Source organism: Mycobacterium sp. 23 (assembly GCF_048287075.1).
In the GTDB taxonomy this organism is placed as follows: domain Bacteria; phylum Actinomycetota; class Actinomycetes; order Mycobacteriales; family Mycobacteriaceae; genus Mycobacterium; species Mycobacterium gordonae_B.
In genome coordinates this window covers 5,969,296-5,988,839 of the sequence record NZ_JBLVUX010000005.1, presented here as the reverse complement: position 1 = coordinate 5,988,839, position 19,544 = coordinate 5,969,296, and the positions used below count along the sequence as shown (strand labels likewise).

At 66.7% G+C, this 19,544-nt stretch carries 19 protein-coding genes and 1 pseudogene; 5 read left to right on the top strand and 15 right to left on the bottom strand.

Translation table 11 applies throughout. The features are described 5' to 3' along the window. Nucleotides 1-5: 5 nt before the first annotated feature. Together ACNQS7_RS28825 and ACNQS7_RS28820 are read right to left on the bottom strand one after the other, a co-directional pair. Nucleotides 6-1,239 (bottom strand): annotated as a pseudogene (locus tag ACNQS7_RS28825) (acyl-CoA dehydrogenase family protein). Continuing rightward, entirely contained in the window at nt 1,236-2,357 is a 1,122-nt protein-coding gene (locus ACNQS7_RS28820) for an acyl-CoA dehydrogenase family protein (protein ID WP_418015220.1), read from the bottom strand. The pseudogene ACNQS7_RS28825 and the gene ACNQS7_RS28820 overlap by 4 nt, the downstream one beginning before the upstream one ends. Before the next feature lie 184 nt (nt 2,358-2,541). Here ACNQS7_RS28820 and ACNQS7_RS28815 point away from each other — a divergent pair, with 184 nt between their 5' ends. Next, nucleotides 2,542-3,381: a hypothetical protein gene (locus ACNQS7_RS28815; RefSeq protein ID WP_418015219.1), complete on the top strand. Its 840-nt coding sequence runs from the start codon at nt 2,542-2,544 to the stop codon at nt 3,379-3,381. 50 nt (nt 3,382-3,431) lie between these two features. Next, on the top strand, nt 3,432-4,139 hold the full coding sequence (locus ACNQS7_RS28810; protein WP_418016194.1) for a hypothetical protein: 708 nt from the start codon (nt 3,432-3,434) through the stop codon (nt 4,137-4,139). An 80-nt stretch (nt 4,140-4,219) separates the two neighbouring features. Here the strand turns inward: ACNQS7_RS28810 and ACNQS7_RS28805 are convergent, their stop codons facing one another. From ACNQS7_RS28805 to ACNQS7_RS28790, 4 genes are read right to left on the bottom strand one after another with little or no spacing between them, the layout of a single operon-like run. Further along, complete coding sequence (locus tag ACNQS7_RS28805; protein WP_418015218.1) at nt 4,220-5,179, bottom strand: alpha/beta hydrolase; 960 nt, start codon at nt 5,177-5,179, stop codon at nt 4,220-4,222. Nucleotides 5,180-5,222: 43 nt separating this feature from the next. Continuing rightward, entirely contained in the window at nt 5,223-6,389 is a 1,167-nt protein-coding gene (locus ACNQS7_RS28800) for an amidohydrolase family protein (protein WP_418015217.1), read from the bottom strand. After that, complete coding sequence (locus tag ACNQS7_RS28795; RefSeq protein ID WP_418015216.1) at nt 6,386-7,444, bottom strand: amidohydrolase family protein; 1,059 nt, start codon at nt 7,442-7,444, stop codon at nt 6,386-6,388. The genes ACNQS7_RS28800 and ACNQS7_RS28795 overlap by 4 nt, the downstream gene beginning before the upstream one ends. Beyond that, on the bottom strand, nt 7,441-7,800 hold the full coding sequence (locus ACNQS7_RS28790) for a Rieske (2Fe-2S) protein (RefSeq protein ID WP_055577739.1): 360 nt from the start codon (nt 7,798-7,800) through the stop codon (nt 7,441-7,443). Before ACNQS7_RS28790 ends, ACNQS7_RS28795 begins: the two co-directional genes overlap by 4 nt. 121 nt (nt 7,801-7,921) lie before the next feature. Between ACNQS7_RS28790 and ACNQS7_RS28785 the strand changes: the two genes are divergently transcribed. Together ACNQS7_RS28785 and ACNQS7_RS28780 are read left to right on the top strand one after the other, a co-directional pair. Beyond that, nucleotides 7,922-9,148 carry a cytochrome P450 gene (locus ACNQS7_RS28785; RefSeq protein WP_418015215.1) on the top strand — a complete coding sequence of 409 codons (1,227 nt, stop codon included), beginning with the start codon at nt 7,922-7,924 and terminating at the stop codon, nt 9,146-9,148. Beyond that, on the top strand, nt 9,145-10,302 hold the full coding sequence (locus tag ACNQS7_RS28780) for a Zn-dependent alcohol dehydrogenase (RefSeq protein ID WP_418015214.1): 1,158 nt from the start codon (nt 9,145-9,147) through the stop codon (nt 10,300-10,302). Before ACNQS7_RS28785 ends, ACNQS7_RS28780 begins: the two co-directional genes overlap by 4 nt. A gap of 72 nt (nt 10,303-10,374) precedes the next feature. On the opposite strand, the gene ACNQS7_RS28775 is transcribed toward ACNQS7_RS28780, so the two are convergent. The 5 genes from ACNQS7_RS28775 to ACNQS7_RS28755 all read right to left on the bottom strand — a co-directional run bounded on the left by ACNQS7_RS28775 (nt 10,375) and on the right by ACNQS7_RS28755 (nt 14,755). Further along, on the bottom strand, nt 10,375-11,157 hold the full coding sequence (locus tag ACNQS7_RS28775) for an SDR family NAD(P)-dependent oxidoreductase (protein ID WP_418015213.1): 783 nt from the start codon (nt 11,155-11,157) through the stop codon (nt 10,375-10,377). Continuing rightward, on the bottom strand, nt 11,154-11,594 hold the full coding sequence (locus tag ACNQS7_RS28770; protein ID WP_418015212.1) for a VOC family protein: 441 nt from the start codon (nt 11,592-11,594) through the stop codon (nt 11,154-11,156). The genes ACNQS7_RS28775 and ACNQS7_RS28770 overlap by 4 nt, the downstream gene beginning before the upstream one ends. A gap of 63 nt (nt 11,595-11,657) precedes the next feature. Next, a complete protein-coding gene (locus ACNQS7_RS28765; protein WP_418015211.1) occupies nt 11,658-12,491 on the bottom strand; it encodes an SDR family NAD(P)-dependent oxidoreductase in 834 nt (277 codons plus the stop codon). Nucleotides 12,492-12,503: 12 nt separating this feature from the next. Beyond that, nucleotides 12,504-13,724 (bottom strand): cytochrome P450, encoded by a 1,221-nt coding sequence (locus tag ACNQS7_RS28760; protein ID WP_418016193.1) that lies wholly within the window; start codon nt 13,722-13,724, stop codon nt 12,504-12,506. Between the two features lie 11 nt (nt 13,725-13,735). After that, nucleotides 13,736-14,755, bottom strand: a complete 1,020-nt coding sequence (locus ACNQS7_RS28755; protein WP_418015210.1) for an LLM class F420-dependent oxidoreductase — start codon at nt 14,753-14,755, stop codon at nt 13,736-13,738. A 95-nt stretch (nt 14,756-14,850) separates the two neighbouring features. Between ACNQS7_RS28755 and ACNQS7_RS28750 the strand changes: the two genes are divergently transcribed. Further along, nucleotides 14,851-16,347, top strand: a complete 1,497-nt coding sequence (locus ACNQS7_RS28750) for an acyl-CoA carboxylase subunit beta (protein WP_418015209.1) — start codon at nt 14,851-14,853, stop codon at nt 16,345-16,347. A gap of 34 nt (nt 16,348-16,381) precedes the next feature. On the opposite strand, the gene ACNQS7_RS28745 is transcribed toward ACNQS7_RS28750, so the two are convergent. The 4 genes from ACNQS7_RS28745 to ACNQS7_RS28730 form a co-directional block, all read right to left on the bottom strand. Further along, nucleotides 16,382-16,624 (bottom strand): hypothetical protein, encoded by a 243-nt coding sequence (locus ACNQS7_RS28745; protein ID WP_418015208.1) that lies wholly within the window; start codon nt 16,622-16,624, stop codon nt 16,382-16,384. A gap of 339 nt (nt 16,625-16,963) precedes the next feature. Beyond that, on the bottom strand, nt 16,964-18,001 hold the full coding sequence (locus tag ACNQS7_RS28740; protein WP_418015207.1) for a TIGR03857 family LLM class F420-dependent oxidoreductase: 1,038 nt from the start codon (nt 17,999-18,001) through the stop codon (nt 16,964-16,966). Further along, complete coding sequence (locus tag ACNQS7_RS28735) at nt 17,998-18,375, bottom strand: nuclear transport factor 2 family protein (RefSeq protein WP_418015206.1); 378 nt, start codon at nt 18,373-18,375, stop codon at nt 17,998-18,000. The genes ACNQS7_RS28740 and ACNQS7_RS28735 overlap by 4 nt, the downstream gene beginning before the upstream one ends. Next, nucleotides 18,375-19,520: an alpha/beta hydrolase gene (locus ACNQS7_RS28730; protein WP_418015205.1), complete on the bottom strand. Its 1,146-nt coding sequence runs from the start codon at nt 19,518-19,520 to the stop codon at nt 18,375-18,377. The genes ACNQS7_RS28735 and ACNQS7_RS28730 overlap by 1 nt, the downstream gene beginning before the upstream one ends. Between the last annotated feature and the right edge of the window lie 24 nt (nt 19,521-19,544).

Below are 19,544 nucleotides of genomic sequence, written 5' to 3'. Positions count from 1 at the left end.
GGCGCCTACCGCGTCTTGCCGTGCCGCACCTGATTGAACGGCACGCCGCGATCGGCGGCATATTCCCGCGGAAAATTCAGCACCCGCTCGCCGATGACGTTGCGGGCCATCTCGGTGGTGCCGCCGCCGATGGCGACCGACTGGCGAGACAGGTAACGAAGCCCGGATTGCAACCCTTCTCCGACCTCGCCCACCACGCCGGCCGCACCCGCGAGCGCCAGGGCGGTGTCCATTTCCAGCAACACCGTCTCGGCGTGGAAAAGCCTGATCAGCGTCCCGCCGGCCGGCGGGAGCGCGCCGTCTCTGACACTGCGGTAGACGTGACTGATCAGTTGCTCGGCGACGGCGCGATGCACCAGCGCCCGGCCGGCCATCTCCTGCGCACGCTCGCTGTCGGCCTGCCCCATGCGCGCCAGCAGATCGGCATAGTCCACCGGCGTGGTGTGTCCGCCCTCGCTGCCCGAGCCGCTGGCGAACTCCGAGCCCTGCCCGACGGCGCGCCGTTCGTGATAGAGCTGCCGTGACGCCACCGCCCAGCCGCCGTTCACCTCACCGACCACCGCGTCGTCGCCGACGTCGACTCCGTCGGAACTCCTCGCAGAACTCGGCGCCGCCGCTGACCTGGGTGATGCGCCGCAGCGTGATGCCGGGGTGATTGATCGGCACCAGGAACATGGTCAGCCCGTCGTGCTTGGGTACGTCCCAGTTGGTGCGGGCCAGGCACAGCCCGTAATCGGCCGCGAACGCGCTGGTGCTCCAGGTCTTGGCGCCGTTGATGACCCAGCGATCTCCCTGACGTTCGGCACGCGTGATGACACCGGCCAGATCCGAGCCGCCACTGGGTTCGGAGAGCAGCTGCACCAGGACCTCCTCGCCGCGCAGTGCGGCGCCGATGTGCTGCTTCTTCTGCTCCTCACTGCCGGTGTCGAGCAGGGTGGCACAGCAGATGGTGAAGGTCGGCACGTTGAGGATCAGCGGCATCTCGTAGTTGAGGGATTCGACGTCGAACGCCCGCTGGTATTCGTAGTCCAGCCCGAGGCCGCCATACTCACGCGGAAAACAGATGCCCGCGAATCCGCCTGCGTAGAGCCGCTTTTGCAGCTCGCGGGCCCGTTGCCACGACTGCTCGGCATCGCGCGGCACGGCCGGCGGCGAATCGGGATCGATGCGCGGCATGTGCTCGGCCAGCCAGCCTCTGGCGCGGGCGGCGAATTCGGCGACGGTCTCCGTCGGACTCATTTCACACCAGCCCGATACACCCGGACGTTGTGCTCTTCGGGCGTGCCGAACATCGAGCGATACAACGTGATTCGCCTGAGATAGAGGTGCAGGTCGTGCTCCCACGTGACGCCGATACCGCCATGCATCTGCACGCACCGCTGCACGATCTCACCGCCCACTTCACCGATATAGGACTTGGCGACGCTGGCCGAAACGCCGGCGTCGGGCGCGCGCGCCGCCACGTCGGCGACCGCCGCGACCGTCGTCGCGCGGCACGCCTCCAGCCACAATTTCATGTCGGCGAACCCGTGCTTGAGCGCCTGGTACGACGCCAGGGGGCGGCCGAAGCTGTGCCGGTCCAGCGCCCACTGCACGGTGAAGTCGAAGACGGTCTGCAGGATGCCGACCGACTCGGCGCACTGCAGCACCTGCGCGATCTGACTCTGCCGGTCTATCAGGGCGGGGGTCTCGGAGACGTCGCCGACCACCCCGGATGCCACCGCGCCGTCGAATTCCACCCGCGCATACTGCTTGACCAGGTCGACCGACTGCACCGGGGTGATCCGCACCCCCGGCGCATCCGTCGGGACCAGGAACTGACGCACACCCTCGGCGCTCCGTGCCACCACCAACAGCACCGCGCTCTGCGCGCCGGCCTCGACCCGGTCCTTCGTTCCGTCAAGGCGGTACCCGGAGTCGACGGCGGTCGCGGTGACCGCCGGCTCCTGAGGGGCCCATCCCCGCCGCGGCTCCGACACGGCCCACGACGCCACCGTCTCCCCGGAGATCAGCGAATCGATCAGTGCCGCGTGCGTGTCCCGGTCGGCGCAGTCCACCAGCGCGGCAAGCACCGTGCTGACGGGATACAGCGGCCCAGGCGCCACCGTTTTGCCCAACAGCTCGGCGACGACGGCCAGATCCGCGACGCCGTCACCCGATACGCTGCCGCCGCCCAGTTCCTCGGGAACCAGCAGGCCGGTCCAGCCGAGTTCGGCGGCTCGCCGCCACCACGCCGGGTCCCACGATGAGCCCGCGGCGTGCAGTTCCCGGACATGACGCAGCGACGCTTCTTTGGACAGAAAGGCTTGGCTGGTGGTGGTAAAGAGTATCTTTTCGGGAGAGTCGACAGCGGTCATGATGCCGACCGGACTTTCCTCGGCATTCCTTCGCGGTCGCGAGGGAAGCTGGGGGAAATGATTGGGTGATTGATCATCCGCCTGATCGGTCCTCGTCGGAGTTCGCTGGCGACTCCGATGTTACCAATGGGCGATACCGTAAGAGATACCGGAGTTCAGTCGATAATGACGAGCGGTGGCCGTAATGGCTGACACAGACGACGACGCGGTGCCGTCGAAGGCCGACGTGCTGGCCCTGGCCGCGGAGGCTGAGGCGGAGGCCGCAGAGGCAGAGGCGCTGGCTGCCGCGGCACGCGCCAAGGCCCGCGCCGCCCGGCTCCGCCGTGAAGCGCTCGCCGCGGCCGACGATGAGGACGAAGACGACGAGGACTACGCGTACGAGGACTACGACGACGAGTACGACGAGTCCGACGAGTACGAAGACTCCGACGAATACGAAGAGTCCGGCGAGTACGAAGAGGCGGAGAACTACAGCGAGGCCGAACCCGAGGTAGCGGCCAAGCCGTCGCGTCGGGAACGCATGCGCAGTGCCGTGCGATTCCCGCGTGTGTCAACGATCGCCAAAGTGGTCGCGGTACTGCTCATCCTGGGCTTCAGCGGCCTCAGCACGTACTTCATGTGGCAGCACCACGAAGCCACCGAACGCGAGCAGAAGGCAGCGGCTTTCATCGCCGGCGCCAAGAAGGGCGTCGTCAACATGACTTCGCTGGACTTCAAGAAAGCCAAGGAAGACGTCCAGCGGGTGATCGACAGCTCCACCGGCGAGTTCCGTGATGATTTCCAGCAACGCGCCGCCGACTTCACCAAGGTGGTCGAACAGTCCAAGGTGGTCACCGAGGGGACGGTGAACGCGGCCGCGATCGAATCCATGGACGGCCGCACCGCCCAGGTTCTGGTGTCGGCGACCTCCCGCGTGACCAATTCCGCCGGCGCCAAGGACGAGCCACGCGCCTGGCGCCTGCGGGTGACCGTTACCGAAGAGGACGGACAGTACAAAATGTCGAAAGTTGAGTTCGTGCCGTGAGCGACGACGAACGCGACCGGGACGCGAACAAAGACGCCGAAACCGCGGTGATCGACACCGTCGGCGAAGAGCACGACGCCGAGCTCGACAACTACGCCGACGACCATCCCGACAACTACGCCGACGACGCCTACCCGGCCGACGAGGCCTATGGGGACGTCGACGACGAAGCCGAAGCAGACGTCGACGGCGAAACCGAGGCTCCGGCCGTCGAGGAAGCCCCGCCCGCCGAGCCCAAGCAGAACTGGCGACGCGACATCTGGAGCCGGAAGATCACCGTCAAGCCCGTCCCGGTGATCCTGATCGTGCTGGTCCTGCTCTCCGGTGGGGTGACGGCCTGGCTGTACGCCCACTATCACAAGCCGGACCAGCGGACCAGTCCCGGCGTGGCGCGCGCGGCGGTCAGCGCAGCCTCCGACGGCACGGTCGCGTTGCTGTCCTACTCTCCCGACAGCCTCGACAAGGACTTCGCCGCCGCCCGCTCGCACCTGACCGGTGACTTCCTGTCCTACTACGACCAGTTCACCCAGCAGATCGTCGCGCCCGCGGCCAAGCAGAAGTCGCTGAAGACCTCGGCCCACGTCATGCGCGCCGCGGTGCAGGAACTGCACCCCGACTCAGCGGTCGTGCTGGTGTTCGTGGACCAGAGCACCACCAGCAAGGACAACCCCGAGCCGTCGATGGCGGCCAGCAGCGCGCTGGTGAACCTCGCCCTTGTCGACGGCAAGTGGCTGATCACCAAGTTCACGCCGGTTTAGGCCGACCGATGTCGCCGAGTGTGAGCTCAGGGTGGGAAACCGCGCCGGATTCCGCCCGGTAATCACGCTCGGCCTTCAGGTCAGACAGCGAACGCGCGCCGCAGTGTCTGGGCGTGCAGTGCCCGATTCTCCTGCGAGACAACCCAATCGGGTACCACAGAGTCGAAGCCGTGGAACGTCGCGGCGATGACGTGCAGGCTGGCGGGCACGTAGGCGTGCAGCAGCCGGTTCGCGTAGTCGATGGCCTCGTCGCGGCACGGGTCGACGTCTGAGCAGCTGACGAACGCGGGCGGTAGTCCCTCCAGGTTCGCGCGGTGCGCGGGCACCAACTGCCCGGTGGCGGTGGCGTGCTCGAGGTAGTGTCCCCACGCCCGGCTGACCGCCGGACCGTTGAGCCCCGGTGTGCGCTGAAACTCGCGCCGCGAGGGAGTCGCGTCGGAGTCGAGCATGGGCTGATGCAGGATCTGCACCGCGATCCGTGGGCCCTCCGCGTCGAACACGCGCTGGGCCACTCCGGCGACCAGCGCACCACCTGCATCGCGGCCCATCACGGCCAGGCGAGCGGCGTCGATGTCCAGTTCGGATGCGTGCTTGGTGGCGTACCACAGCGCCGCTTCGACGTCGTCGAGCGCGGCCGGGCACGGGTTCTCGGGAGCGAGCCGGTAATCGACCGACACCAGTAGGCAGCCGGCGTCGCGGGCCAACTCGACGCAGTGCGCATGGTCGGTGTCCAGGTTGCCGGTGACGAAGGCGCCGCCGTGGGCGTAGATCACCAGCGGCACGCCTGTTTTGGTGGCACCGCGATACAACCGTAGGTTGAGTTCGCCGCCGTCCGGACCGGGAATCGCAAGCGACTCAACGGTGACTCCGGTGGTGTCGACCGCGGCGGCCCGTTCGGCGGCCTCCCGGTCGGCACGCTCCCGCTCGGCCGGCAGCGTGTCGGCACTGAACTCGACCATGGCGAGCGCCGAGGCGGCGTCTCTGAGCTCAGGATCGATACGGCCCAGGCCCTGCGGCCGAGTGAGATTCGTTTGTGTCATGCCCTCTGATCTTCCGGCTCGACCTGAAAACGGACTTGTACGGCTAATCGAGAACCGTACCGCCGTCGACGCGCTCGCCGGGCAGGGCCTTGACTGTGGCGGGCAGACCATAGAGAGCGGTCGCGTTACCGCGCATGATCCGCTCCCGCTGCTCGCGCGGGAAGCGGTTGATGGCATACATCGGGGAGTCGTAGCTCCAGTGCGGGTAGTCCGTCGAGAACATCAGGTTGTCGCCCAGGTCCATCATTTCGAGATACTCGCGGAACTGCACGGTGTCGGCGTCCTCAAGCGGCTGGGTGGTGAACCGCACGTGCTCGCGCACGTATTCCGACGGCCGCCGCCGCACGTGCGGCAGGTCGCCGCGGCGAGCCTCCCAGATCCGGTCCATGCGGATCATCACCGGCATGGCCCAGGTGAAGCCGCCCTCGATGAACACCACCCGCAGATCGGGATGACGATCGAATGCGCCGTCGAAGACCAGGCTCATCAGATGTGAGACGTACAGCAGCGGCCAGGAGGCGAAGAAGTCGTGCCAGTGTGCGGGGTTGCCGACCGGGTACAGCGGGATCAGCTCGAACGGCGTCTGACCCATCAGGTGGGTGGCCACCGGCAGGCCGTTGCGCGCCGCCGCCTCATACAGCGGGTCGAAATGCGGGTTGCCGAAGGGTATTCCACGGGTCTGCGGCGTCATCAGCACCTGATGCATGTGGGGATGGCCCGCCCACCGCTCGACTTCCCGTGCCGCCTGCTCGGGCGTCTGCGCGCTGACACTGATCGATCCGCGCCAGCGGCCGTGCCAGTTCTGCTTGCCCAGCCACACGTCGGCGAGCCAGTCGTTGTAGGTCGACTTCAGCACGTGCTCGGCCTGGGGCAACTGCGCATCGCACATCGGCTCCAGCGAGGCGATGCTCACACCGGCGTCGACCAGCAACTGCTTGGCGGCGTAGTCGGGGTCGCTGCCGGCGAATCCGCCACCCGGCGGAGCGGCGTCCAGTCGCATCGACATCGTCTTGTACGAGTCCGGGGTGTCGTAGAAATGCGGCACCGGCGTCACTGCGTTGCCGGTCGGCCAGATCTTGTCCACCCACTCGGCCGGGGCGTAGGACTTGAGCACGTCGGCGGAGACGGGCAGCGGGTGCACGTCGGTGTCGACGACGGTGACCGCGACGTCCTGCGTGATGTCCGACTCGGACCGTTCGACAATTGTCATAACGTGCTTCCTTCACTCACCGGCAACCCGTACAGCTCAGAGGCGTTGCGCCACAAAACTTTTTCCCGTTGTTCGCTGGTCAGCCCGTCGGTCACGTCGTGGGCGGAAGACGTCGACCAATGGGGATAACTCGACCCGTACATGACCAGGTCCGCCTTGCCGGAGAAGTCCATCCATCGGGCCGCCTGCCCGGCCTCGGTCGGCCCGTCGAGCGCCGAGGAGCAGAACCGCACATGTCCCGGCAGGTATTCGCTCGGGTAGCGGTCCACCCACGGGGTCTGGTCTCGCATCGACAGCCAGAAGGTGTCCAGCCGCCACATCAGCGGCGTCAAAATGTCGTAGCCGCCGTCGGCGAACACGAACTTCAGCCCCGGATGCCGTCCGAACACCCCCTCGACGATCAACGTGGCCAGGTGCACGAAGTAGTTCAGCGGCATGAAGGACGCGTAGCCCGGGTAGGTGTGCGCGTGTCCGGCGAACGTGGGCGCATGGTCGACGCCGTTGCCGCCATTGATGTGCACCGCCACCGGCAGTCCGTGGGCGGCGGCGGCCTCCCAGATGGGTTCGAACATCGGCTTGCCGAACGGCTCGCGGGACTGCATCGGTACGCCGACCTGCACCAGCTTGGGATTGCCGGCCAGGCGCTCGATCTCGGCGACCGCGCCTCTGGGATCTTCCGGGTTGACCCGGATGGTCCCCCGGAACCGGTCGGTGTTGTCCGGCTCGAGCCAGCGGTCCAGCAGCCAGTCGTTGACCGCGGCGCAGATACGGCTGTTCAGCAGGTAGTCGGCGATATTGCCCCGGGTCAGCGGGTTCAGGATGGCGTAGTTCGCCCCGCCTTCGTCGAACAGGTGGCGGCTCATGGTCTCCGGATCCGACCCTGGATACCCGTCGCCGTACAGATCGGCGCGGTAGTCGCCGCCGGGCGCCTGGTACCACTGCTGTTCGACGTCGGGGATCGACCGCAGCTTGTGGGCGGGCGGGAGATAGCGCCGGATCTCGGCGTTGTAGCGGAAATGCGGCTGGACGTTGGCGTCGATTACCGGCCCGGTCATGCGGTCACGAACACTTCCCCATCGGTGACGTCAACCTGGTAGGTACGGACGCGCCGGGACGGGTCAGCCACGTTGCGCCCGGTGGTGATGTCGAATTCCCAATTGTGCCAGGGACATCGGACGATCTGGCCGTCACGGACCCGGCGCACCCCGTCGGGCTGATCGGGCGCGGGCTCGTTGGTGCCGCCCAGCAGGCCCAGGCACAGCGGCGCACCCTCGTGCGAGCAGTAGTTCACGATCGCGTACAGCGAACCGCGGACGTTGTACACGCCCACCCCGAATTTCCCGATGTCGACCAGCTTCATCGCGCCCGGCGGTAACTCGTCGACGGCACAGACGAATCGACGCTGCGGCATTCCCGGTTTCACCGCCTTCCGGCCCGTCGTTCAGCTTCGTTGCTATTTATATTATGATAGCGACATTCCACTGTCCGGCCCGCGTGCACGGGCAAACTCGGTTGCTCAGGGAGGAGCGCTGATGACGGTCAGCACCGACCAAGAGGGTGCGCCCGTCGCGCTCGATTTCACCGGCGAGAACAGTCCGTACCCGTTCTTCGAGTACATGCGCCGCACCGACCCGGTCTGGCACGGCGGGCTGATGGACACCGAGCAGGTACCGGAGGAACTGCGGCCCAGCGACGAATGGGTCTTCTTCGGCTACGACGACGTGTTCCACGGCTTCCGCGACGACGCGACGTTCACCTCCGCCAAGTACGACGAGACCATCGGGTTGGTGATGGGCCACACCATCCTGGCGATGGGCGGCAAAGAGCATCATGACCACCGCAGCCTGGTGGCCAAGGCCTTCCGGGCCACCGCGCTGCAACGCTGGGAACCGTCGGTCATCGGACCGGTGTGCGACCAGCTCATCGACGAGATCAAGAAGGACGGACACGCCGATCTCGTCAAGGCATTGACCTTCGAGTTCCCCACCCGGATCATCTCCGAACTGCTCGGGCTGCCGCGCGAAGACCTGGACATGTTCCGTCGGCTGTCGATGGATCTCATCTCGATTTCGACCGACATCATGGCCGGCCTGACCGCGGCCGGCGAGTTGCACGGTTACTTCCTCAACCAGGTCGAGCAGCGTCGCCGCAAGCTCACCAACGACATCATCGGCGACCTGGTGGCCGCCGAGATCGACGGCGAGAAGCTGACCGACGAAGCCATCATCGCGTTCTTGCGGCTGCTGTTGCCAGCAGGGCTGGAAACCACCTATCGCTCATCCGGGAACCTGCTGCACGCGCTGCTGACCAACCCCGAGCAGTTGGAGATGGTCTATCAGGACCGGTCGCTGATCCCGGTGGCGATGGAGGAAGGCCTGCGCTACGAAACCCCGCTGACCATGGTCATGCGCACCACCACCCGCGAAATCGAACTGGGCGGCAAGACGATTCCGGCCGGCGCACAGATCGACATGTGCATGGGGTCGGCCAACCGCGACGAAACCCGTTGGAGCGAGCCGAATTCCTTCGACATCCGCCGCCCGCGGCAGGCCCACATCGCCTTCGCCGGCGGCATTCACATGTGCCTGGGCATGCACCTGGCCCGGCTGGAGACGCGGGTGATGCTCAACAGCCTGTTCGACAGAGTCCAAGATCTGCGGTTCGTCCCCGACGACGGCACCGGCGTCGAGTCCAAGATCGTCGGACTCGTCTTCCGCTCCCCCAACAAACTTCCCGTCACCTTCAGCCCCGCATCATGAAAAGCCGCGCGGCGATCCTGCACGGTATCGGCGGACCCTGGTCGGTCGAGGATTTCGAACTGGATGCGCCGCGGGCCGGCGAGGCCCTGGTCGAAATGGCCGCGGCGGGCTTGTGCCACTCCGACGATCACATCCTCAAGGGCGACATGTCGGCGCCCAACGAGGTGATGAAGGCCATGGGACTGCCGACCATGTTCCCGATGATCGGCGGCCATGAGGGTTCGGGCGTCGTGCGCGACGTAGGCCCCGGCGTCACCGATTTCGCGGTGGGTGACCACGTGGTGATGTCGTTCGTCGCCGTGTGCGGCCAGTGCCGTTGGTGCGCCAGCGGTATGGAGTACATCTGCGATCAGGGCATGGGCACCATGATCCCGGGCATGCCGACCGACGGCACCTTCCGTCATCACACCGCCGACGGTAAGCCGCTGGGCCACCTGGCCAAGGTCGGCGCATTCGCCAAACACACTGTGGTGTCCGTGAATTCGTTGATCAAGATCGAGCGCGACCTGCCCCTGGTGCCCAGTGCCCTGCTGTCCTGTGCGATCCCGACGGGGTATGGCTCAGCCGCCAACCGCGCCGGGGTGCGCGGTGGCGACACCGTCGTCGTCATCGGGGCCGGGGGCATCGGCACCGGCGCGATCCAGGGCGCCCGCATCAACGGCGCCGCACAGATCATCGCCGTCGATCCGGTGGAGTTCAAACAGAAGTCGGCCCTGCAGTTCGGCGCCACCCATTCCGTCGCGTCGGTGGCCGAGGCCACCGACCTGGTGCGCGGCCTCACCTATGGGGTGATGGCGGACTCGGTGGTGGTGTCGCCGTCCCTGATCACTGCCGACGACGTACGTGATGCGGTGGCGCTGACCCGCAAGGGCGGGACGTGTGTGCTCACCGGCATGACCTCGCAACTGACGCATTCGGTCAACATCAACCTGCAGGACTTCATCCTGATGAACAAGACGTTGGCGGGCACCATCTTCGGCTCGTGCAACGGAAAGGCCGACATCTCCCGGCTGGCCCGGCTCTACCAGACCGGTCAGCTGCAGCTCGACGAGATGATCACCAGGCGCTACCGTCTCGACGACATCAACCAGGCCTACGCCGACCTGCTGAACGGTGAAATCGTCAGGGGCGTGATCGATTACGGGCTCTCGTAGCCCCGTTGCCGCCGACTGTGAAAATCGCGACGCGACACGCCGCTGAGGCGTCGTGACGTTCGCACTCGCGGGCTAGGCTTCGTTCGCCTGCTGCTTCGCCTTGTGCAGTTCCTGTAGCTTCTTGAGCCGCATCAGCTTCTCCACCTGACCGTAGGCATCGATCGGGCTGTGCAGCGACAGCCCGCCGTCGGCGTGCAGCACTTGACCTGTGACCCAGGACATTTCGAGGACACCGACGATCGCCTGCGCCACGTCGCTGGGCTCCCCCAGCCGGCGCAAGGCGGTCCGCTTGGACATGCCCTCCACCCAGGCGGGCCACTTCTCGGCGTCGGGCAACATCGGGGTCCGGGTGACGCCGGGCCCGACGGCGTTGACACGGATGCCGTGCACACCCCACTCCACCGCCGCGACCTTCACCAGCATGTCCAGGCCGGCCTTCGAAACGCAGTAGGCCCCCATGTCCCGGTCCGCGACGGTGCCGCTGATGCTGGAGACGACCACGATCGAGCCCTGGACTTCGGCGTCGACCATCGCCTGGGCAGCCGCCCGAATGGTGTGAAAGGTGCCGGTGAGATTGACCGCCAGCACCCGCTGCCACTCGGCCGGATCGATGGCCAGCAGCAGACCCGACGAGCCGATACCGGCCGAGGCCACCACCCGGGTAGGCACCCCGTGCTCCCGGACGGTTTGCTCCATCGCCGCTTGTACCGCGTCGAGATCGCTGATGTCGCAATCGATGTCGCCTCCGGCGACGTCCCACACCACGACGTCGTGGCCGGCGTCGCGCAACATGGCGGCGGCTTCTTTCCCAATGCCGGACCCGCCGCCGGTCACCAGGGCTACCGAAGCGCTCATGCCGCGGGTCCGATCAACTCGACCAGCACTCCGTCCGGCGCGGTGATCACCGCCATGGGAACGGTCTTGCCCGCCGGGGCAGGCATGGTGATCTGGCGGACGCCGTCGGTGAATCCCAGGTCGGCCAGCGTGGACAGGGTGGCGTCCACCTCACGCTGCAACGACAGCAGAAAGAAGCCGTGCCGGGGCCCGGAGTACTCACTCGGCGCCTCGCCCGCACCGGACAACTCCACCAACTCGACGATGCCGCCGTCGGGCGCCTGCGGGTCCCCCAGGAAGATCGACCTCAGCTGATCCGTCTTAGCCCCGAACAGCTCCGGCCAGTCACCGGTGAAGGTGTGATCGAACAACTCGGTCAGCCCCAGCCCGTCCCGCCAGAAGCGCAGCGAGCGCCCCACGTCGGCGGTACAGATCGCGGCGTGATGAACACCCAGCACGAATTCCCCTTCCGGTAGCGCAACCAGTATTACCGCCCCCGCGTCGACAGCCGGACAGCGACCCTAAGTCCGGGACAGCGTGGCCAGCGTGCGATCCCACAGTTCGCCGGCCAGGACGGGGTCGTACGCCGCGCGGTTGGCCTTGGCGACCTTGTGCTTGGAGTAGTACTCGCCCGGCTGCCAGTCGACGCCGGGAGTACTTGAGGCCAGCCAGACCAGCTGTTCGGCCCCCTGGTCCACGGTGGCGGTGAATCGGGCCGTCACCGGAACATAGTTCTTCATGAACAGCAGGAACCGCGAGCCTGAGGCGTCGCCGAAGTTGGAGTTGACATAGCCGGGATGGAAGGTGGCCGCCGACACGCCGCTGTCATGGTAGCGGCGGTGTAATTCCTTGGTGAACAACACGATTGCCAGTTTGGTAAGCGCGTAGGCGATGCCGGGGCGGCGCTCGGCGGTGCGCTCCAGGTCGGAGATCGCGACTTTGGGTAGCAGCCGTTGCGACGAGCTGGTGGTGTTGACGACGGTCGCGCGGGAGTCGACGAGCATGTCCATCAACTGCGTGGTGAGCAGGAACGGTGCCAGGTAGTTGACCTGATACGTCTTCTCCAGGCCGTCGGCGGTCATCTCGAGCTCCCGGCACATGCCACCCGCGTTGTTGGCCAGCACGTCGATTCGTGAGTACTCGCAGCGGATCTTGTCCGCCAGCGCCCGCACCTGCGACAGGTCGGCGAAGTCGGCCACGTAGTAGTCCGCGCCGAGTTCCTGTGCCACTGCGGTGGTCTTGCTCTGCGAGCGGCCCACTACGACAACGTGTGCGCCGCCGCGGGTGAGCTGCCGCGCGGCCGCGGCGCCGATGCCGTCACTGGCGCCGGTGATGACGATCGTCTTGCGCGTCATATCGAAGGCATCCTAGGACAGCGAGTACCGGACCGGCAGGTGCTTGAGACCCCCGACGAACGTCGCCGCGACCAGTTGCGGGTCGCCGGCCAGCTCGATGGACTTCAGCCGCGGCAGCAACTCGGTGAAGAAGCTGCCGACCTCCATCCGGGCCAGTGCGGCGCCCATGCAGAAGTGCACGCCATATCCGAACGCCACATGTTTGTTGGGCTCGCGTCCGACATCGAAGCGGAACGGATCGTCGAACACGTCCTCGTCCCGATTGGCCGACACGTACGACAAAAGCACCGATTCGCCGGCCGTGATCGGGACTCCGCGCACGATGGTGTCAGCGGCGGCGGTGCGCATGAAATGCCGGACCGGGGTGACCCAGCGGATCATTTCCTCGGTGGCACGCGGCATCAGGCCCGGGTCGTCTTGCAGTCGCCGCAGCTGGTCCGGATTTTCCAGCAGCGCGTGCAGCCCACCGGAGATGGTGGCGCTGGTGGTGTCGTGACCGGCGGTGGCCACGATCAGGTAGTAGGACACCGTCTCGATATCCGACAGCGGTTCGCCGTAGATGCGGGCATTGGCGATGGCGGACGACAGATCCTCCGTCGGGTTTGCGCGGCGCGCGGCTGTGACGCCGTTGAAGTAGCTGAACATGTCCAACAGGGCCGGCAACTGGTCTTCGGCCGTGGTGCCGCGCTTGTACTCGCTGTCATCGCTGCCGAACAGTTCCTGGGTCAGCTTGAGCATGCGAGCGAAGTCCGCCTCGGGTATGCCGAGCAGCGACATGATCACATAGAGCGGGAAATTCACCGCGACCTCTTGTACGAAGTCGCATTCCGGGCCGGCCGCCATCATCTTGTCCACGTAGATCCTGGCCAGTTCGTCCACGCGGATCTTCAGCGCGCGCATGGCTTTCGGGCGGAACCAGTCCGAACCGATGGCTCGCACCACCCGGTGTTGCGGATCATCGAGATGGATCAGGGTGCGCACGCCGGAGGCGGCCTGCAGCTCGTCGCCCTCGATGGTCGCCAGCACCGGCCGGGGCCAGTTGGTGAACAGCGCGTTGTTGCGCTCGATGTCCATGACGTCGGCGTACTTGGTGATCGCCCAGAACGGCCGGTAACCCGGCACGTCAACGCGGCACACCGGCGCTTCGGCCCGCAGCCGGGTGAGGGCCGCGTGCAGCCGTTGTTCATCGGTGTAGGCCTGTGGGTCGGCCAGCAGTCTGGCAGCCTCTTCCATCGTCGGCGCACTCACTGGCGAAAATCCTTCAACGCCAGACGAATACAGTCCTGCGAGGCGGCGTAGAAAATGGGCAGCACCCGGTCGGCCACACCTTCGCAGCGGGCGCGCAGCGCGGCACCGACTTCGTCGGCCGCGCCCACGACCGCGAACGTGCCGAGGATCTCGTCATCGATCAGCGACCCCATGGCGTCCCACTCGCCTTCCTTGGAGAGGCGGTGCAGTTCGTCATGCAGGTCACCCCAGCCGTGCACGTCGAGCACCTTGCGGTAGGCGGGCGTCGAACCGTAGAACGCGATCTGTTTGCGGGTGGCCGCCATGGCGGTTTTCAGCTCGTCCTCGTTGGTGCCGGTGGCGACCATCACCTCGGCCGACACCTCGAAGTCGCGGCGGTCACGACCGGAACGCGCGATGCCCCGCTGCAGGATGGGCAGGGTGACGTCGGTCAGGTAGCGCTTGGACACCATGGGGTGCCCGAGATGCCCGTCGGCGACCTCTCCGCACATCTCGGTCATCGCCTCTCCGACGGCGGCGAGATAGATCTTCGGCAACGCATACGGGTGCGGCTCGGGCGTGAACATCGGGGTCATGATCTTGTGCGTGTAGAACTCGCCCTCGAAGCGGAGCTTCGTGCCGTCTTTCCAAGCCGACCAGATCGCCTGCAGGGCGGTCACGAACTCGCGCATCCGCCGGGCCGGGTGACTCCACGGCATGCTGAACCGCTTCTCGATGTGGGCCTGAATCTGGGTGCCCAGCCCCAGGATGAACCGGCCCTGCGAGTAGGCCTGCAGGTCCCATGCAAGGTTGGCGACGGTCATCGGGTTGCGGGCGAAGGCCACCGCGATATTGGTGCCCAGCTCGATGCGTGCGGTGTGTTCGGCGGCCAGCAACAGCGGCAGGAACGGGTCGTGGCTGGTCTCGGCGGTCCAGCCGCCGTCGTAACCCTGTTCTTCCAGGGCGCCGGCCGCCTCGACCACCCGGTCCAGTCTGTTGGGTATGCCACCGTCGATCTTGAGGCCCCCGAGCACCATGAGGCAAAAGCTACAGTAAGCGATTCGGTAGGGTCAACGTCAGCGCGGCGCTACAGTGAGCAATCGACCGCTCGGCAACGAGGGAGACCGCAGACATGGCCAACTCTCAGGACTGGCAGGAGACGCTCGACGATCTCGACCGCCGCCGCCAACACTCGCGCGGCATGGGCGGCTCCGAGCGCCTCGACAAGCACCGCGGCAAGGGCAAATTGGACGCGAGGGCGCGCATCGAGCGACTCGTAGATCCGGGTTCGTTCCGGGAAATCGGCACCCTGGTCGGCGGTGACGTCGCCGCCGACGCGATCGTCACGGGTTCGGGTCTGATGCATGGAAAGCCGGTGCTGGTGGGGGCCGAGGACTTCACGACGCTGGCCGGAAGCATCGGCCCGGGAGGCAATTCGAAGCGTTACCGGATCGCCGAACTGGCGGTGCGCGACCGGGTTCCGCTGGTGATGCTGCTCGACGGCGCGGGTTTCCGGCCCACCGGTGGGCACTACGGGCGCACGCCCACCGACCTGCTGGCCCAGACGCAGTGTTCGGGGCGGGTGCCGACGGTCGCCGCGGTGCTGGGCCCGTCGGCCGGACACGGCGCGCTGGTTGCCCCGGTCTGCGACTTCCGGATCATGAGCCGGCACGGCACCATCTTCACTGCCGGGCCACCAGTGGTGAAAGAATCCACCGGAGAGGACATTTCGAAAGAAGACCTGGGCGGGCCGGACGTTGCGCTGCCCAGTGGGGTCATTCACAACGTCGCCGAGGACGACGAAACCGTGCTCGACGAGATCCGCCGCTACCTGTCGTACTTTCCGTCCAGCGCCTGGTCCTACCCGGCCGGTCTGCCCGCCGACGAAACGACGGGGCCACGGCCGACCCCGGAGTTACTCAACATCGTCTCCCGCGACAATCGCCGCGTCTACGACATGCGTGCGGTGCTCGACGTGGTCTTCGATCGCCCCGACTGGTTCGAGGTCCAGCCGTCGTTCGGCAAGGCGATCATCTGCGCACTGGCGCACCTGGGCGGGCATCCCGTCGCAGTCGTCGCCAACCAGCCGCAGGTGCTGGCCGGTTCGATCGACGCCAATGCCGCGGACAAGGCCGCGCATTTCATCCTGGTCGCCGACTCCTTCCATCTGCCCATCGTCTTTCTGGCCGACAACCCCGGCATGCTGCCCGGCAGCCGCTCCGAGCGCACCGGCGTATTGCGAAGCGGCGGGCGGATGTTCGCGGCGCAGACGGCCGCGACGACGATCAAGTTGCATCTCACGTTGCGCAAGGCCTACGGCTTCGGCTCCATGGTCATGTCGCTGCTCGGCTTCGACCACCAGTCCGCCACCTTCGCCTATCCGGGCGCCACGATGGGAGCGATGAGTGCCGCTGCCCTCAGCCGCGCCTCCCATGCCGGTGAGGACCTGACCGCCAAGCTGCGCGACGCCGAGTTGCAGGCCTCCTTCCGGTCTGCCGAGGGTTTCGGTTTCGACGAACTCATCGACCCGCGGGAGACGCGGGACGCGCTGCTGGCCTCACTGCAGCGCGCGTTGTACGCGCGGCAGGTGGCCGCCGAGCCGGTTACGCGGACGGTCATCCTGCCGTAACTCTGTTGCTGGGGTCAGGTGCGCCGACGGGTGCTCATAGCCTGTACATCTCGCGAGCCACAAGCGAGCGCTCGAGGTACTGGTAGCGCTCTGGTTTGCTCTTGCGCACCGGGCGCGCGGCGTCTTCCGGCGTTACGAAGGCGCGGCGTATGAACGCGGCGACAACCCGGTACGTGTCGGCCAACCAAGGGCCTGACGACAAGGGCGTGGGCTTCCTGCGCTGCAACGGCACTGCCGCCGACGCGCCGAAGCCAACCTCCTGAATATGTGACGTCATGACTTCATTCCTTCGCTCAATGACCCACTGCCGCGACGTCGCCTTACGCGATCGCGCGCTGTTCCAGTTCGAGGATGTCCGGCACGTCGTGGTGGTGGGTCGATCCTTCCTCTCCCAATAATACCCATACCCGTATAGGTATTCCGCTTGTGACCAGGCTCACTTCGACGAGGCCGAGGACTGGCGGCTCGGGCCAGCCATAAGGCAACCGCAGCACGGTGGGGCGGCCCCTGGCAATGAGGCCAGGGGCTTCACCGGTATGCAACTTGAAGGGCCCGCCATGCCATAAGGGGCCGTGCCACCGGCGCCTCGATCGCGCCGATTATTTGGCCGCGGGGGTCAGGTGCGGTAGGCCGCGACCACCGGTTCGAGCTCGTCGGGCGTGGCGCCGTGCAGAATCACCGCGTCGGCGCCGTAGTCGAACTCGCGCCGGATCCGCTGGGCGCACTGCTGGGCCGAACCCGTGGCCGCGGGCTTTAGCCATTCGTCGGGGATCAGGGTCGCGATGTGCTCGATCTGCTCCGGCGTGGCCTTGTGATCGATTCCGCCGGCGATGGACGTGACCACCGTGTCCTCTCGGAATCGTTGCAGCACAGCGGGATCCCAGTTGTTGGTCTGCACCATCAGGTCGCCGTAGCCCTGCAGGTAGGTGGCCAGCCGGGCGACGGTCTTCTTCAGCCGCAACGGTTCGGGCAGGTGGTCGCCCACCGTCGCGAAGCACGACCACACCCGCACGCTGTCCGGGTCGCGGCCGGCCTTCTCGGCCGCGGACTTCACCGTTGTCACACAGCGCTGCAGTGTCTCGGGCGTGAAGTAGGTGTGCAGGATGACGTCGTCGAACGCGCGCCCGCCCAGCGCCAGGGTCTTGGGGCCGAAGGCCACCAGCGCCAGGCGGATGGCCTCGTCGAAGTCCCGGTCCAGAAACAGGATCGGGTACTTGCCCATCGGCCCGTCGTGGTTGAAGATCACCTCGCCGTGCCACAACCGGCGCATCACGTGCGCCCAGTCCTCCATCTGCGCCGTAGTCACCGCGGGTATGCCGAAAGCCCCGTAGATCGCGGCGATGCCTCGACCGATGCCCAGCGTGAAACGTCCACCGGAGAGGCGGTGCATGGTGGTCGCCCACGATCCGGTGATCAGAGGATGACGGGTGTTGTGATTGGTTGCGGCAGTGGCGATCTGCATGCGGCTGGTCACTGCGCAGGCCGCCCCGACCAGAGACGAGGCCTCCTTGACGTTCCAGCGCTCGGAGATGAACGCGGTGCCGAAGCCCAGTTCTTCGCCGCGGCGCGCCTCGTCCATCAGGCTCGCCGGCCCCTGACCGCCGGCTCCGGCCAGCAGGTAGTAGCCCAACTCGTCGAGCACCCGTTCATTCACTTCCAAACCCCTTGCTGGTAGCCGCAATTCCAGACCTCGGCGATCCGGCCACCGACGACGCGGAACACCTCGATGCTGGCCACGTTGGTTTCGGCGCCGTCGGCCATGATGGTCGAGTCGTAGACGATGGCGACGTGCTCACCGTCATCGCCCGCAATGACGATATTGAGGTCGAAGCGCAGTGAATCACATACCTGCCACATGTCGGCGACACGTTGCACCGCCTCATCATGGGTCAACGTATGGGACGCATCGACGCCGTGCCGAATGACGTTGTCGGCGAACAATTCTTCGGCGAGCCGCAGGTCACGCTCGTTCCAGACGACCAGGTTGTAGAGCTCCACCACCTCGCGCGCGGTGCGCACCGCGCCCATCAATCGGCCGTCCGCAGCGCCATATCGTCTCTGACCTCACGCAGGAAGCGTTCGGAAACGGCCTGCACCCGGCGGGAGAACACATGGCTGACATGGCCGCCCCCGTACCAGTGCAATTGACCGCCCCACTTCTCCTGCAACACCAGCGCGGGTTCGAGCATCGCCATCCGGTCGTGGCGCGCGGCCACGATCAGCCGGCGCTGCGGCGGGGGCGCCGGGTCGGCCATCAGCGGATCGATCACCGTGGTGAGTCGGGAGACCACCTCCGACCGCAGCAACCGCCGGTACTCGCCGTGCGACGAGCCCGAGCGTCCGAGGTGTCGCGCGATCATCGAATTGAGCCCCAGGATCGGGGTGTACAGCGCCACCGCGTCAACCTCCCGTTCGAGGTGCGACACCAGCGCGGCGACCGGGCTGCCCATCGAAACTCCGGCCACCACAATCGCGCCGGCCTGCCGCCGGACCCAGCGCACCACCGCGCGGATCTCCGAGACCGACCGCATCATGCCGGCGACGTTGCCCAGGGGATCCATGTCCGGATAGCTCGGCCAATAGCCCCGGCGGCTTCCGTGGCCCGGCTGGATAGGCATCGCGACGTTATAGCCCAGCCCTCGGTAAATACGGTCGATGCGCGACATCAACATGTCTTCGGCCCCGCCCTGGCCGGCGCCGTGTATCCAGATGAGCCAGGGCCGCGGACCATCCGGACCGGGTGAGCGGTGCCGACACAGGTGCACCGCGGCCCGGGACGGGCCGCCGAAGCCCGCGTCGACCAGCGTCTGCGGCAGGGCGGGGTCGTGCTCGAAGGACATCCGCTCGTAGGGAAGTCCGGCAATACGGTGGCGCCGGATGGACCGTACCCGCAACGGGGCCGGATCGGCATGCGCACCGTCGATGCCCAGCGCCGACAACTCCTCCGCCGCCGCAGCACAGGCGTCCAGCGATCGGATGTTGCGCGGCGTGCTGCCCCCGAGCACCGAAAACCCGGTCAGCACAAGTTCGTCCAGAAAGACTTCACCGAACTGGCGCACTCCCCGCGTGGTCGCAGGGCCCGACCGCGTCGACTCGTTGAAGCCCGCCACCGTCCGTGGCAGCACCATGCCGAGTTCCCGGGTGATCCCCAGCCCACGCATCGCCCACGACATGACCGATCACCTACCTCAGCTTTG